The sequence below is a fragment of the Methylobacterium indicum genome, from assembly GCF_001043895.1.
GTDB lineage: Bacteria > Pseudomonadota > Alphaproteobacteria > Rhizobiales > Beijerinckiaceae > Methylobacterium > Methylobacterium indicum.
Window position 1 is genome coordinate 1 of record NZ_JTHF01000128.1, and the last position, 13,838, is coordinate 13,838.

General features: G+C 70.7%; 14 protein-coding genes. 8 read left to right on the forward strand and 6 right to left on the reverse strand.

Annotated elements, in window-relative coordinates; translation table 11 throughout:
* Positions 1–21: 21 nt before the first annotated feature.
* Both QR78_RS15960 and QR78_RS15965 read left to right on the forward strand, forming a co-directional pair.
* Positions 22–444, forward strand: a complete 423-nt coding sequence (locus QR78_RS15960) for a hypothetical protein (protein WP_053220948.1) — start codon at positions 22–24, stop codon at positions 442–444.
* Positions 445–607: 163 nt separating this feature from the next.
* Positions 608–1,153: a nucleotidyltransferase domain-containing protein gene (locus QR78_RS15965; RefSeq protein WP_053220949.1), complete on the forward strand. Its 546-nt coding sequence runs from the start codon at positions 608–610 to the stop codon at positions 1,151–1,153.
* Here the strand turns inward: QR78_RS15965 and QR78_RS15970 are convergent.
* Both QR78_RS15970 and QR78_RS15980 read right to left on the reverse strand, forming a co-directional pair.
* Positions 1,150–2,333, reverse strand: a protein-coding gene (locus QR78_RS15970; RefSeq protein WP_089504112.1) for an IS3 family transposase whose coding sequence is annotated in 2 segments (ribosomal slippage) — positions 1,150–2,069 and positions 2,069–2,333 — 1,185 coding nt in all. Because the reading frame shifts where the segments join, the coding sequence is not laid out codon by codon here. The two genes, QR78_RS15965 and QR78_RS15970, sit on opposite strands and share 4 nt — an antisense overlap.
* 283 nt (positions 2,334–2,616) lie before the next feature.
* Positions 2,617–3,684: an AbrB family transcriptional regulator gene (locus QR78_RS15980; RefSeq protein WP_048428537.1), complete on the reverse strand. Its 1,068-nt coding sequence runs from the start codon at positions 3,682–3,684 to the stop codon at positions 2,617–2,619.
* Between the two features lie 214 nt (positions 3,685–3,898).
* On the opposite strand from QR78_RS15980, the gene QR78_RS15985 reads away from it, so the two are divergent.
* From QR78_RS15985 to QR78_RS16005, 5 genes are read left to right on the forward strand one after another with little or no spacing between them, the layout of a single operon-like run.
* Entirely contained in the window at positions 3,899–5,272 is a 1,374-nt protein-coding gene (locus QR78_RS15985; protein WP_048428538.1) for an MmgE/PrpD family protein, read from the forward strand.
* The gene (locus tag QR78_RS15990) at positions 5,262–5,645 is read left to right on the forward strand and encodes a cupin domain-containing protein (protein ID WP_048428539.1); all 384 of its coding nucleotides are present in this window, start codon (positions 5,262–5,264) and stop codon (positions 5,643–5,645) included. The genes QR78_RS15985 and QR78_RS15990 overlap by 11 nt, the downstream gene beginning before the upstream one ends.
* Complete coding sequence (locus tag QR78_RS15995) at positions 5,642–6,427, forward strand: ABC transporter ATP-binding protein (RefSeq protein ID WP_048428540.1); 786 nt, start codon at positions 5,642–5,644, stop codon at positions 6,425–6,427. The genes QR78_RS15990 and QR78_RS15995 overlap by 4 nt, the downstream gene beginning before the upstream one ends.
* The gene (locus QR78_RS16000) at positions 6,427–7,233 is read left to right on the forward strand and encodes an ABC transporter permease (protein WP_053220950.1); all 807 of its coding nucleotides are present in this window, start codon (positions 6,427–6,429) and stop codon (positions 7,231–7,233) included. Before QR78_RS15995 ends, QR78_RS16000 begins: the two co-directional genes overlap by 1 nt.
* A gap of 10 nt (positions 7,234–7,243) precedes the next feature.
* Positions 7,244–8,224 (forward strand): ABC transporter substrate-binding protein, encoded by a 981-nt coding sequence (locus QR78_RS16005; protein ID WP_048428541.1) that lies wholly within the window; start codon positions 7,244–7,246, stop codon positions 8,222–8,224.
* Between the two features lie 414 nt (positions 8,225–8,638).
* Here the strand turns inward: QR78_RS16005 and QR78_RS16010 are convergent, their stop codons facing one another.
* From QR78_RS16010 to QR78_RS16025, 4 genes are all read right to left on the reverse strand, one after another.
* Positions 8,639–9,568, reverse strand: coding sequence for a LysR family transcriptional regulator (locus QR78_RS16010; RefSeq protein ID WP_048428542.1), 930 nt, complete (start codon positions 9,566–9,568; stop codon positions 8,639–8,641).
* A 124-nt stretch (positions 9,569–9,692) separates the two neighbouring features.
* Complete coding sequence (locus QR78_RS16015; protein WP_048428543.1) at positions 9,693–10,457, reverse strand: ABC transporter ATP-binding protein; 765 nt, start codon at positions 10,455–10,457, stop codon at positions 9,693–9,695.
* Entirely contained in the window at positions 10,454–11,221 is a 768-nt protein-coding gene (locus tag QR78_RS16020; protein WP_048428544.1) for an ABC transporter permease, read from the reverse strand. The genes QR78_RS16015 and QR78_RS16020 overlap by 4 nt, the downstream gene beginning before the upstream one ends.
* Positions 11,222–11,228: 7 nt before the next feature.
* Positions 11,229–12,149 carry an ABC transporter substrate-binding protein gene (locus QR78_RS16025; protein ID WP_048428545.1) on the reverse strand — a complete coding sequence of 307 codons (921 nt, stop codon included), beginning with the start codon at positions 12,147–12,149 and terminating at the stop codon, positions 11,229–11,231.
* 263 nt (positions 12,150–12,412) lie between these two features.
* Between QR78_RS16025 and QR78_RS16030 the strand changes: the two genes are divergently transcribed.
* A complete protein-coding gene (locus QR78_RS16030) occupies positions 12,413–13,828 on the forward strand; it encodes an amidase family protein (RefSeq protein ID WP_053220951.1) in 1,416 nt (471 codons plus the stop codon).
* Positions 13,829–13,838: the final 10 nt, after the last annotated feature.

Sequence of the window (13,838 nt, forward strand, 5' to 3'; positions counted from 1 at the left end):
CGAATGAGTCAGTGCACTAGGATGGCGAACCCCTTCCCGTCGGGCTCGGTCATCACCTACCCCTACCTGTGGCGATGGCAGCGCGAAGAGGGCCGCTTCAACGCGCCCAAGGACCGCCCGACCTGCCTCGCCATCACCATCCCAGATCAGGCTCAGGGGCTGACCCACCTCGTCCTGCTGGCCATCTCGGGAACCCCACCGGGCGAGGAGCAGGTCGCTCTCGAAATCCCGGTGCTTGAGCTGCGCCGGGCCGGCCTGTCGACGCTCAAGCGCGGCTGGATCACGGTCAGCGAGTACAACTACGACGTCGCCGAGCGATCCTTCCACTTCGACCCGAACCAGACCGCACGAGGCTCGTTCGGTCCCGGGTTCATGAACCAGATCCGGGCCGCGATCCGCCCGCTCTTCACCGCTGCGCAGGGCCGGATCGATCGGACCCGGTGACAGAACATTGCTATGATATTGATATCATGGCGATGTTGGGTCCTGCTGGCAGGTTGGCCGGCGGTACGATCGGGGTCACCGCTAGCCTGGATCAGCGCACCCCCGACGATGCGCCGGCCCTGTTCTCTTGGCGTCCGCGCGCGCCCCGCCTATGCGAGGAACCATGACGCTGTCGGACCGTCTCGACCATCTGCCCGAACGCAAGCGCCGCGAGCTTCAGGACGCGGCTCGGATCCTGTTCGAGGAATTCGAGGCTGCCAAGAAAGGCAAGCTCTCCGACAGATATAAGGGTGGGCGCATCCTCAAGCTGATCCTGTTCGGCTCGCATGCCCGCGGCGATTGGGTCGATGACCACAAGACCGGCCACCACTCGGATTACGACCTGCTCGTCGTGGTCGAGACCGAGCGGTTCACCGATCCGCACGATTTCTGGGAACGGGCCGAAGAGCGGTGGCTGCGCGAGCTGACCGTGACGCGCCGCCTCAGGACGCAGGTCAGCGTCATCGTCCATTCGATCCACGACCTGAACGACAAGCTCGCCTATGGCCGCCCTTTCTTCGTGGACATCGCTCGGGACGGGATCGTGCTCTATGAGGTCGAGGGCTTTCCGCTCGCCTCGCCGAAGCCGCTTCCGACAGCTGAGGAGCACGCCGAGGCGGAACGGCAAATTTTGATCAGCCCCCACGGGGTGGTCCGGCTTCAAAGTTAGTGCAGGGTCGGCCTTTGCTCCACGGGTAGCTTGGCCGGCGGAGCCGGTCGGGTGAGCGCAGCCGGCCAAGCGGTTAAAGCTGGCACGAACACCTCCGGGGCCGGCGGGCGGTAGCCGAGCGAGGCGTGCGGCCGAACCCCGTTGTAGTGTCTCCTCCAGCTCTCGATCAGGATCTGTGCCTCCCGCAGAGAGTAGAAGATCTCCCCGTTCAGCAAATCATCCCGTAGCCTCGCGTTGAAGCTCTCGATGTAGCCGTTCTCCCACGGTGAGCCTGGCGTGATGTAGGCTGTCTTTGCGCCCACGGCGGCGATCCACTTCTGCACAGATTGGGCGACGAACTCCGGTCCATTGTCAGAGCGAATGTGCGCAGGTACGCCACGCAGGATGAACAAGTCCGAGAGCACATCGATCACATCCGGTGCCTTGAGCTTGCGCGCTACCCGAATTGTCAGGCACTCGCGGGTAAACTCGTCGATGACGTTCAGCAGGCGGACCTTGTGCCCGTCATGCGTGCACGCCTCGACGAAGTCGTCGGACCAGACATGATCGCGGTGCTCGGGCCGCAGCCGGACACAGGAGCCGTCCCCGTCCCACAACCGGCCCTTCTTGGGCCGACGGGCCGGCACCTTCAGCCCCTCCTGCCGCCAAAGCCGCTCCACCCGCTTGTCGTTGACCAGCCAGCCCGCCGCCCGCAGCAGGGCAGCGATCTTGCGATAGCCGTAGCGGCCATACCGGCGCGCCAACTCGACCAGGTCGGCCAGCAGCGCCGCCTCGTCGTCTCTCCCCCGCGGCACCTTGCGCTGCGTCGAGCGATGCTGCCCGAGGGCGCGACAGGCGCGCCGCTCGGAGACCGTCAGCACGGTCCGGACATGCTCGATGCAGGCGCGCCGGCGCGCGGGGCTCAGAAGTTTCCCCGGGCGGCCTCCTGCAGGATCAGCTTGTCGAGCGTGAGATCCGCGATTGCCTTGCGCAGCCGCTGGTTCTCGGTCTCCAGTTCCTTCATCCGGCGCACCTGGTCGGACTTCAGCCCCCCGAACTCCTTGCGCCAGCGGTGATACGTGACCTCGGTCACGCCGATACCCCGGATCGCGTCAGCCACGCTCTGCCCCTGCGAGACCAGCACGTCCACCTGCCGCAGCTTGGCCACGACCTCTTCCGGCTTGTGCTTCTTCGTTCCCATCGCGTCCGTCCTCCGTCGGCTCAAAGCCATACTTCAGGGCGGACCACTCCGATGGGGGCTGACCATGAAGGTCCGCTGATGGCGCGAAGCCGAACAAGCGGCATGCGAATTGCGGATCGTGGCGGGGACAGTCGAACCGCTTGCAATGCGGGACCGCATGGGCTCGGGAGCGGCGTTCGGTGCCCGCTGACTCGAGGTCGGTTCATGGCATGAGGCCCGGTCGATGCTGGCGCGGCACCACCCGGACGGGAGGCGCCCCCGCACCGACCGTCGCTTCCGCGCATCACCGGCGGCGATCCCGTCCGCGCCGGACGGCGAGCTGGTAGAGCGGTGCGCTCAGGAGCACGATGAAGAGGATCCGCACGAGGTGGAAGGCGGTGACGTCGCCGATATTGAGGTGCAGCGCGCGCGCCGTGAGGCCGGTCTCCGCCGCGCCGCCCGGCGCGGTGCCAAGCACCAGGGCCTCGAAGCCGATCGGCGACACCTGGCTCAGGGCGATTGACAGGAAGAGTGTCCAGACGAGCAGGGTGAGCGTGCCGCCGATCGCCACCGGCAGGAATCGCCGCGCCATGGAGACAGACTTGCGGGTGATGCGGGTGCCGAGGGCGCAGCCGATCAGGAGCTGGCTCAGCACCAGGGCCGGGGCCGGCACCCCGGCCCGCGGCACCTCGCAGAACGCCGCACCGGCCCCGATCAGCAGGCCTCCGAGGAGCCAGTTGTTCGTGACCCCGAGGCGGCCGAGGGCGTAGGCCAGCGCGCAGCCGGCCGTCAGCATGGCGCAGAGCACGGGCAGGCTGCCGTCGCCTGGATGGAGCGCGGCGTCGAAGGCGCCGGGCCGGCCGAGCCAGGAGATCGCCACCGGGACCGTCAGCACGACGACGACGATCCGGAAGGATTGCGACAGCGCGACGAGCGCCGTGTCGCCGCCGAAGCGGTCGGCGAGCACCGCCATCTCGGCGACGCCGCCCGGCAGGCTGGCGAAGTAGGCCGTCGTCCGGTCGATGCCGGCGATCCGGGCGACGACGACCGAGACGCCGATCCCGGCACCGATCGACAGGAGAGCCGCGGCTGCCATCAGGCCGAGGCTGTGCACCACCTGGGCGACGAAGGCCGGCGTGAAGGCGAGGCCGAGCGCGGTGCCGGCGATGATCTGGCCGAACTGGCGGCTCTGCGGCGGCACGCCGGTCGGATACCAGGCGAGGCCAGCCGAGGCCACGGCCACCAGCGCCCCCAGCATCCAGGCGAGCGGGACACCGGCGAGGTGGAACAGCGCCCCCCCCGCGATCCCGATGGCGAAGGTGGCGGCGGCGCGCGAGGCCCCGGCAGGCATCCGCATGGTGGTCTCCGGCATTCGGCGGTCCCCGCAGCGCTCCGGCGATGATGCAGACAGGTCGCGCGCTCGCCCGGCGTTCCGCGTGCGGCGTCCATAGCCCGCCGCCGCCGCCCGGGCCCTATAGCGATTTGGGATATCTGCTGTTCTAGTTTCGGCGGCGTCCGAGATCTTGTCTGATCCGGCAATGTGTCGCTGACTAAGGGTACGAAATCATCGAGCGGCGCGAGCGACCATGGCCGGAAGCCTGACGGAGCACCTCGTCGCGAGCCTGTCGCGGCCGATCGCAGCGGCAGACCGCGAGCGTGCGAGCCTACACGTGCTCGACTGGGCAGCCTGCGCGGCGGCCGGGGCGCGCGAGCCCGTCGCGGCCTTCCTGCCGGCGCTGGCGGAGGGAGGGCGAGGGGGACCCTGCTCGCTCGTGGCGGGAGGCAGCGTCGACGCGACGGCGGCGATCCTGGTCAATGCCGGTCTCGGCAACGTGCTCGAGATGGACGACGTGCATCGCGGGGCGATCGTGCATCCGGGCGACACGGTCGTCCCGGCCTGCCTCGCGGTCGCCGAGGCGGCCGACCTCCCGGGCGAGGACCTCCTCGACGCGGTGATCACCGGCTACGAGGTGGCGATCCGGCTCGGGCTCGCCGCCGGCACCGGCCATTACCGGCTCTGGTACACCACCGCGACCTGCGGCACCTTCGGCACGGCCGCGGCGGTCGCCCGGCTTTTGCGCCTCGCGCCGGAGCGGATCGTCGACGCCCTCGGACATGCCGGGATGATGGCCTCCGGCCTGTGGCAGTGCCGCGAGGAGCCGACCGAGTCGAAGCAGCTCGCCACCGCCCACGCGGCCCAGGCCGGCGTCATGGCGGCGCGCTACGCCGGGGCAGGGGCCCGGGGGCCGCGACGGATCCTGGAGGGCGCGCTCGGCTTCTTCGCGGCCACCTGCCCGGCGCCGCTACCCAAGGCCGTCACGGCGCCGGCCGGGCCCTGGCTGATCCACGAGGTCTCGTTCAAGCCCTGGCCGGCCTGCCGGCACGTCCATCCGGCGATCGAGGCGGCGCTGGCCTTGCGCGACCGGGTGAACCCGGAGGAGATCGCGGCGGTCACGGTGTCGACCTACCGCGACGCCCTCGCCTTCGCCGACCGGCCTGACCCGACGACGCCGCACGAGGCCCGCTTCAGCCTGCAGCATGGCGTGGCGGCGGCCCTCCTCGACGGACCGGTGACGCTGGCCCATAGCGCGCCGGAGGCGCTGGCCTGCCCGCGGCTCAGTGCACTGCGCCGCCGCGTGGCGGTCGCCGAGGATCCGGAGCGGACCGGGCGCTATCCGGGGCGGTTCAGTGCCGCGCTCACGATCACCCGGACCGACGGTACCGCCCTCGCGGCCGCTGTCGAGAGCGCCAAGGGCGACCCGGAGAACCCGATGAGCGCCGAGGAGATCCGCGCCAAGGCGACGAGCCTGCTCTCGGGGGCGCTCACGCCGAAAGCGGCCGGGCGAGCCGTCGCGGCGGCGACCGCGCTGCCGCAAGGCCTGCCGGTCCGTGCCTTCGGACGGACCCTCCGGGCCAACGCCTCCACCTCCAACGACGGACGGATCGATCATGCAGCCTGACCTTCGCCGGGACCTCCATGCCGTCGGCCTCGACGCGGGCTGGGAACCCGTGCCGGGCGGCGCCCCCGGCCTGCAGCAGAAGATGCTATCGAACTGGCTCGACGAGGACGCCAAGGTCGGCTGCCGCACCCGGCTCATCCGATTCCCGCCGGGCCAGACGGTCCCGGCCCGCTTCGTCCACGACTACTGGGAGGAGGTCTACATCCTCGACGGCCGCCTCACGATCGGCGTCGGCGAGGACGGGAGCGCCATGGAGACGTTCGGGCCGGCGAGCTACGCCTGCCGACCGCCCGGCACGCCGCACGGCCCGTTCCGGTCGGAGGCCGGCTGCGTGTTCCTCGAGGTCCAGTACTATTCGGGAGACGCGGCATGAGCCTCGTGGCGTTCCGCAACGTCGAGAAGACGTATGCGAGCCGCAGCGGGCGGCCCTACACGGCGATCCGCGGCTTCGACCTCGATCTCGCGGCGGGCGAATTCTTCTGCCTCCTCGGCACCAGCGGCTGCGGCAAGACCACGGTGCTCAACATGCTGGCGGGGTTCGAGCACCCGTCCGGCGGCACCATGACCGTGGGGGGCCGGCCGGTGCGCGGCCCGGGCCGGGACCGCGGCGTCGTCTTCCAGGGCAACGACTCCCTCTACGACTGGCTCACCGCGCTCGAGAACATCGCGCTGGGTCCGCGGCTCAGCGGCCTGCCGGCGGCGGAGCGCCGCGCACGGGCGAACCACTACCTGTCGCTCGTCGGGCTCGCCCAGCAGGGCGGCAAGTACCCGAGCGAGCTCTCGGGCGGCATGCAGCAGCGCATCCAGATCGCCCGCGCGCTCGCCAACGATCCGGACATCCTGCTGATGGACGAGCCCTTCGGCGCCCTCGACGCGCAGACCCGCACCACGCTCCAGGCAGAGCTCCTGCGCATCTGGCAGGCGACGCGCAACTGCGTGCTGTTCATCACCCACGACATCGATGAGGCCGTGACCCTCGCGACCCGCATCGGCGTGATGCGGGCCGGCCCCGCCTCCACCCTCAAGGCGGTCATCGACGTCGATCTCGCGCCGGAGGACCGCGTGCGCACGAGCGAGCGCTTCATGACCGTCTACCGCCAGGTCCACGCGCTCCTGAGCGACGAGGTCAGCCTCGCCGCGCGGCAGGCGCACTGATGGCGACCCTGGCCTTGCGCACGGCGCCCGCCTCCGTCTCCGCCTGGAGGAGCACCCTCACGGGCGCCGCCGCCACCCTCGCGGGCTTCGCCAGCCTGTTCGCGCTCTGGCACGTCGCGTCCGTCTACCTCGTCGGCTCGGCCCTGTTCCCGCCGCCCCTGCGCGTCTTGGCCCGGGGAATCGAGCTCGCCCGCGACGGCTCGCTCCTCGACAACGTCTCGGTCAGCCTCGGCCGGATCCTCGCCGGCTTCGCGATCGGCTCCGCCTGCGGCGTGGTGATCGGCTTCGTCCTCGGCGCGGTGGCGCCGGCCCGGCGCATCCTCGAGCCCTATACCGAGTTCCTGCGCTTCATCCCGGCGACGGCGCTGATCACGGTCGCGGTGATCTGGTTCGGCATCGGCGAGAGCTCGAAGATCTTCCTCATCGCCTACACCACCGTGTTCATCGTCATCATCAACACGGCGGCGGGGGTGGCGAGCATCAACCGCAACAAGGTGCGGGCGGCGCTCTGCCTCGGCGCGACGCGGCCGCAGCTCTTCCGCCACGTGCTCCTGCCGGCCGCCACCCCCTACGTGCTGACGGGGATGCGGATCGCGATGGCGAATTCCTTCACGACGATCGTCGCGGCCGAGCTCGTCGCCGCCAATGACGGCCTCGGCAAGATGCTCTGGGACGCCCGGCTGTTCATGCTGGTCGACGACATCTTCGTCGCGCTGATCTGCCTCGGCTTCCTCGGCTGCGCGGCCGACCGCCTGTTCCGCTGGGCCATCCTGCGCTTCGCCCGGCGCTTCTCACCGGTGATGTAGGGGACGAGCCATGAAGAGACTGATCCGCCGGGCCGTCGTCACGTCGATGCTGGTCGCCCCGGCCATGCTCGCGGCGGGCGCGGCCCTCGCCCAGGCCCCCGCCAAGATGACGATCGCGACTGGCGTCGACCCGTCCTTCGCGCCGTTCTACGTGGCGAAGGAGGCCGGCATTTTCAGCCGCAACGGGCTCGACGTGCAGGTCAATACCGGCCCGTCGGGATCAGCCATGGTCGCCTTCCTGATCGGCAACCAGATCAACGCCGCCTACGGGGCCGAGCAGGCCGGCGTCTCGGCCCATGCGGTCGACGACAACGTCGTGGTGGTGGCGGACGGAACCGAGCTGAAGCGCTGGATGTCGATCGTCGGCTCCGCCGAGGTTCCGGATCTCCCGGCGCTGAAGGGCAAGAAGATCGGCGTCGCCCGGGGCACCGGTAGCGAGACCTTCTGGCTCGCGGTGATCAAGGCGAAGGGGCTCGACCCGGCCGACTACCGCATCGTCAACGTCGAGGCACCCGAGATGGTGGCCGCACTCGAGCGCGGCAACATCGACGCCTTCGCGGTGTGGGAGCCCTGGCCGACGCGCGCGACCGGCGCCATTAAGGGCGCGAAGATCCTGCTGGCGAACGAGGGCATCATCAACGTTCGCAACTTCGTCTACATGAACCGCGGCTGGGCGACCAAGAACCCGGACGCCTCGCGCCGCTTCGTGGCCTCGCTGGTCGAGGCGGCGGACCGCATCAAGGCCGATCCGGCGGGCTCCGTCGCGATGGTGGCGAAGTTCCTCAAGCAGCCGCCCGCGCTCGTCGGCGAGCTGATGCCGAAGGTCGACTACACGATGAACCTGTCGGGCGGCACGCTCGCTAACATCGCGGTCGCGATCGACCACCTCAAGGGCGCCGGTAAGCTGACCAAGCCCGTGCAGCCGGCCGAGATGGTCATGCCGGAGCTGATGCGGGAGGTCAGGCCGGCGGCGGTGGCGCTGGGGAAGTGATCGCCGCTCCCGGGTGCGGACGCCCATGCACGGCGGGACCTTCCCGCCGCTATGACTTTCCAGGGCATGGTGCGCGACAGCGGCCAAAGGTCGAGCACGCGGGCGGTAGAATCGTAAGCCACTCCCCCCTTTCGCGGACGAGTGCAGCGAAGCGGAGGGAGATCCGGGATCCAGCGGGAGAAGTGCCGCGAAGCGGCTCCCTATGCTGCAACGTTGCAGACGAACGGACGCTTCGCGAAGTTTTATTGCTGGATCCCGGATCTCCTTCCACTTCGTTTCAGTCGTCCGGGAAAGGGGAGCGTCGCGAGCCATGGTCCGACGTGGTTTCCGGCGGAATGGGTGCTGTCGCGTTCCGCGATCCTGGGGTCATGCAGCGAAGCCCGGCATGACCGGGAGGGGTCGGCGTTCCGCTCATCAGAACGCGCGGGCGAAGCGCGCCGGCGCCGTCCAGTGCTGGCTCTGAGCGATCTCGTGCACGACCGACTGGACCGCCCGCACGACGATGCGGTTGGCCGCGTCGATCCGCACGCCGGCGGTGGCGAGCGCGAGCCGGCGCTCGAGCGCCGGCTCGACGAGGGGCAGCGCCTCGAGCTCGCCGGCGCGGACCTCCTCGGCCACGGCGCCGTAGGTGAGGAGCGTCGCGAGATCGGTCGTGGCGACGAGGCGCTTCATCGTCGGGACCGAGTCGATCTCGAAGCGGACGTCGAGGCGCAGGTTGCGGGCGGTGAGCTGCGTCTCGGCGAGCTGCCGGATGCCGTGATTGCGGCACGGCATGACGAGCGGCAGGCGCTCCAGCATCGCACCCGAGACCGACGCGATCCCATCCTGTCGCGGTCGGCGCACCAGGCAGACCGCGTCGGCGAGCAGGTGCTCGGCCACGATCGAACTCGGCATCCGGCCCTCGTAGACGACTGCGATGTCGACCTTGCCGTCCTGCAGGAGGTTCATCATCGTGCCGCTCATCGCCTCGCGGACGTTCAGGCGGATGCCCGGATGACGCTCGTGCAGGCGCACCACCAGGGGCTCCAGCAGGGCCGTGCTGAGCGAGGGCAGCACCCCGAGCGACAGCGAGGCCTGCGGGGCGCCGCCGAGGGCGCGGATCTCCCGCGCCACCCGGGCGCTGCCGTCGATCATCGAATCCGCGAAGGCGATCAGCAGCTCGCCCGCCGGCGTCAGGTGCACGCCGCGCCCGTCGCGGTAGAACAGCAGCGCGCCGAGCTCGTCCTCGAGCTGCTTGATCTGGCGGCTGAGCGCCGGCTGCGCGATGTCGATCTCGGTGGCGGCGCGCGAGAAGCTGCCGGCCTTCGCGACCGCGTGGAAATACCGGAGCCTGCGGAAATCCATGGGTTCTCCACTCCGTCAGTCCTCCGCAGCATAGCCGGGGGAACTGGGCGGCCGATGCCCATAGTTGTGACAGGCTGCCGAGCAGAAACGGCGTCTTTGTAAGCAGGTCCTGCTCGGGACAAGGCTATTGGGCGGCCGCCGCGAGGTCGTCGTGGAGCTCGGCGAGCGCCCGGCGCACCAGCGCGTTGAAGGCCGGCGCGGTGGTGTCGCGCGGGCGCGGCAGGTCGACCGGAATGATCGTGCGGATGCGGCCCGGCCGCGGCGTCATCACCACGACCCGGTCGGCGAGCACGATCGCCTCGCTGACGCTGTGGGTGACGAACAGCACCGTCGTGCGCCGCGCCTGCCAGAGGCGCAGGAGCTCGCCCTGCATGGCGCTGCGCGTCTGCGCGTCGAGGGCGCCGAACGGCTCGTCCATCAGCAGGAGCTTCGGATTCGTGGTGAGCGCCCGAGCGATGCCGACGCGCTGGCGCATGCCGCCCGAGAGCTCGTGCGGGTACTTCTCGGAGAAGCCCGACAGGCCGACAGTCTCGATCATCGCCTCCGCCACGCGGCGGCGCTCGCGCGCCCCGGTGCCGCGGGCCTTGAGGTTGAATTCGACGTTGCGCCGCGTCGTCATCCAGGGAAACAGGCCGTGCTCCTGGAACACCACGGCGGCGTCCGCATGCGGTCCCTGGAGGTGCCGGCCGTCGACCAGCACGGTGCCCTCGCTGTGCGGCTCGAGCCCCGCCAGGATCTTCAGGAGGGTGGATTTGCCGCAGCCCGAGACGCCGAGGAGGCAGAGGAACTCCCCGGGCTCGGCCGTCAGGGTGACGTCGCGGAGGGCCGTGACCGTCTCGGCCCGGCGCGCGTAGGTCTTGGAGAGGTGGCGGACGTCGATGAGGCTCATGGTGCGGCGACGAGGCCTTCCTGCCAGCGGCAGAGACGATCGCGGGCGATCCGGATCAGCTGGTCGAAGGCGAGGCCGACGACGCCGATGATGATGATGCCGGCGACGATCTCGTCGGGCCGGAAGATCTGCTGCGCGTAGAGGATCATGTAGCCGAGCCCGGAGCGCACGGCCATCATCTCGGCGGTGACGACGGTGAGCCAGCCGGTGCCGGCGGCGAGCCGCAGGCCGGTGATGATCGACGGCAGGGCGTTCGGCAGCAGGATGTCCACCAGCACCAGGCGGTCGGAGGCGCGTGCCACCTGCGCGACCGACAGGAGCGTGCGCTCGACGCTCTTGACGCCGAAGATCGTGCTGATGAGGAGCGGCCAGAACGCCGCGAACCAGATCAGCATGATCGCCGGCTTCTCGCCGATGCCGAAGAACAGGATGGCGAGCGGGATCAGGGCGATCGCCGGGAAACAGCGGAAGATCTGCACCGTCCCGTCGAGCAGGCGCTCGAGGGTGCGGTAGCGGCCGATCAGGAGGCCGAGCGGGACGGCGGTGACGACCGCCAGCGACACGCCGACGACGACGCGGGTGAGGCTCGCCAGGGTGTGGCGCAGGAGCAGCGGTCCCTCGTCGGTGAAGACGCTCCAGACTTCCAGCGGCGAGGGGAAGAGCGCGGCCGAGTAGACGCCCGCTCGCGAGGCCAGCTCCCAGGCGGCGAGGAGCGCGAGGAGGGGCAGGATTCCGATGGGAGCGCGGCGAAGCGAGCGGGCCATGGGGGGATCAGCGCGGCAGGAGCCGGTTCCAGTCCGGCAGCTTCGCGGTCATCCGCGCCTCGAGCATCATCTGGCCCAAAGCCTCGACCTGGCGCCGGAAATCCGGCCCGGTCTCGGTGGTGAAGAAGGTGTTCTGCAGCGAGGCCAGGGCCACTGGCCGGGGCAGGTTCAGCGTCTTGACGATCGCGTCGGCGGCGCTCGACGGATCCTTCTGGAGCTGGGCCGTCACCTCCCGGTGTGCGTCGAGGACCGCCTTCGTGGTGGCAGGATTGGCCTCGACGAAGGCCGGCGCGGCCATCAGCGCCAGGTTGCAGCGGCCCATCGGCGTGTCGTAGCCGCTCCAGAGCGGCTTGCCCCATCCATTGACGACCGGGAACGCGGCGTAGGGCTCGGGCGCCATCATGGCGTCGATGTCGCCGCCGCGCAGGGCCGCCGGCATGTCCTGCGGGTTCATGAAGACCACCTCGGTTTTGGCGGCGAGCCCCTCCTTGATCAGCTTCCACTGCAGCGACAGGTGCTGGATCGTGCCGGCCTGGGCCGCGACCTTCCGGCCCGCGAGGTCGGCGAGTGCGGCGATCTCCGGCCGGGCGGTCAGCGCCCAGCCGCCGTCGCAGGCATTGGCCAGGATGCTCAGCGCCGTGCCGCGCCCGCCCAGGCTGATCGCGGCGCTGACGCCGCCGTAGCCAATCTGCGCGTCGCCGGAGGCCACCGCCTGCATGCGCTGGGTGATGCTTGGGAAGACGAGCGTCTCGGCCTCATAGCCCATCGCCTTCAGCCGGTCGGGCAGGAGGAAGCTCGCGATCGTCGTGCCGGCGAGGATCGTGGCGATCTTGACCGACTTCGTCTCGGCCCGCGCCCCGGACGGGAGGATCGCCGGCGCCGCGAGCGCGGCGGAGCCGGCGGCGAGGAGGTGGCGTCTGGTGAGCATGGGGCTCCTCGAAGCGACGGAAGACCGGGGCGCGACCTGTGCCGTGAGCCCTGATGCAGGAAGGGCGCCGCGACCGGTCTCGTGCCGCGATCCTCTCGCGAGCGGGGAGGGCGCCGACATGCCTGGCGCGCTCTTTCAGCTATGCCCGCGCGGCCACTGCGCCCGCCGGTGCCCGGCGGCCTACGTTTCCGGCGATCGCTCCGGCGCCCGGCCGGGATCGCTCCGGCCGGAGCCGTCATCCGGGCCTGTCACGAGAGGCCGCCATGCCGTTCCTGCCCGTCGCGCCGCTTCCCGACGACATCCCGCCGCGCCGCATCGCCTACGATCCGCGGGCCTCCCTCGCCGCGCCTTACGTGCCGCTCGCCGCGGCGTTCCTCTCCGGCCGCGATACTCCCCGCGACGCCCTTGAGCGCCATCTCCACGCGATGGAGCAGGGCGAGCCGTCGGTGCGGGCCTTCGTGGTGAGCGACACCGCGGCGGCGCGGCGCCTCGCCGACGCCGCGACGGCGCGCTGGGCCGCGGGGCGCCCGCTCTCGCTCGTCGACGGCATGCCCTTCGCCGTGAAGGACATGATCGAGACGATTGATTTCCCGACACAGATGAACAGCCCGCTCTATGCCGGCTGGTACGCGCGGCGCGACGCGGCGGCGGTGTGGGCCCTGCGGCAGGCCGGCGCCTTGATCGTCGGCAAGACGGTCACGACCGAGTTCGCCTGCGGCAATTCCGGCCCGACCCGCAACCCCTACGACTCGACGCGCACGCCCGGCGGCTCGTCGAGTGGCTCGGCCGCCGCTGTCGGCGCCGGCATGGTGGCGCTGGCGCTCGGCACGCAGACCCAGGCCTCGACCCTGCGCCCGGCCGGCTATTGCGGCGCCTACGCGCTCAAGCCGAGCCACGACGCGCTCCACACGGGCGGCGTGACGCCGCTCTCGCCGACCCAGGACCATCTCGGCCTCATCGGGGCGAGCCTGGAGGACGTGTGGTCGAGCGCCATCGCGATCGCGCGTCGCGTCGGCGGCACCCCGCCCCATCCCGGCCTGCAGGGACCCGAGCACGTCCCCGAAGCGCGTAAGCCCCGTGCCCTCGTGCGCCTCGACATGCGCGGCTGGGGCGAGACCGACGCGACCTCGCGCGCGGCCTTCGAGGAGGCCGTCGCGGCGATCGCCCGCGCCGGCGTCGCGATCATCGACCGACACGGCGACCCGGAGGTCGAGTCGCTGGAGCAGGAGATCGTGGCGGGCAGCGAGTATTCCTACGACATCTTCTCCTGGGAGGCGCAGTGGCCGCTGCGGGCCTACGCCGAGCACGGGCTCGACCGGGTCGGCAAGCGCATCCACGAGCTTCTCGACCACACCGCCCGGATGATGCCGGAGGGCTACCGCGCCGCCCTCGCCTCACGCGAGGGGTTGCGGCGGCAGGTCGAGGCCCTGCGTGACCGTGCCGACGGCTTCCTCGCCCTGTGCTCGAGCGGGCCGGCGATCGTCGGCCACGACTATACCGGCTCGCGCAGCTACCCGACGCCCTGGACCATGGTGGCGGGCCCCGCCTTCGCCCTGCCGCTTCTCGCCGCCGACGGGCTGCCGCTCGGCCTCCAGCTCGCGGGTTTTCGCGATCGCGACGCCGAGGCCTGCGCCGTGGCGCGCTGGATCCGCGACCTCCTCCTCCCTGGCAGCCTGTGAGAGTCCTCCC

Coding starts and splice junctions, on each gene's coding strand:
- QR78_RS15960 (WP_053220948.1), top strand. CDS start 22: ATGGCGAACCCCTTCCCGTCGGGCTCGGTCATCACCTACCCCTACCTG.
- QR78_RS15965 (WP_053220949.1), top strand. CDS start 608: ATGACGCTGTCGGACCGTCTCGACCATCTGCCCGAACGCAAGCGCCGC.
- QR78_RS15980 (WP_048428537.1), bottom strand. CDS start 3,684: ATGCCGGAGACCACCATGCGGATGCCTGCCGGGGCCTCGCGCGCCGCC.
- QR78_RS15985 (WP_048428538.1), top strand. CDS start 3,899: ATGGCCGGAAGCCTGACGGAGCACCTCGTCGCGAGCCTGTCGCGGCCG.
- QR78_RS15990 (WP_048428539.1), top strand. CDS start 5,262: ATGCAGCCTGACCTTCGCCGGGACCTCCATGCCGTCGGCCTCGACGCG.
- QR78_RS15995 (WP_048428540.1), top strand. CDS start 5,642: ATGAGCCTCGTGGCGTTCCGCAACGTCGAGAAGACGTATGCGAGCCGC.
- QR78_RS16000 (WP_053220950.1), top strand. CDS start 6,427: ATGGCGACCCTGGCCTTGCGCACGGCGCCCGCCTCCGTCTCCGCCTGG.
- QR78_RS16005 (WP_048428541.1), top strand. CDS start 7,244: ATGAAGAGACTGATCCGCCGGGCCGTCGTCACGTCGATGCTGGTCGCC.
- QR78_RS16010 (WP_048428542.1), bottom strand. CDS start 9,568: ATGGATTTCCGCAGGCTCCGGTATTTCCACGCGGTCGCGAAGGCCGGC.
- QR78_RS16015 (WP_048428543.1), bottom strand. CDS start 10,457: ATGAGCCTCATCGACGTCCGCCACCTCTCCAAGACCTACGCGCGCCGG.
- QR78_RS16020 (WP_048428544.1), bottom strand. CDS start 11,221: ATGGCCCGCTCGCTTCGCCGCGCTCCCATCGGAATCCTGCCCCTCCTC.
- QR78_RS16025 (WP_048428545.1), bottom strand. CDS start 12,149: ATGCTCACCAGACGCCACCTCCTCGCCGCCGGCTCCGCCGCGCTCGCG.
- QR78_RS16030 (WP_053220951.1), top strand. CDS start 12,413: ATGCCGTTCCTGCCCGTCGCGCCGCTTCCCGACGACATCCCGCCGCGC.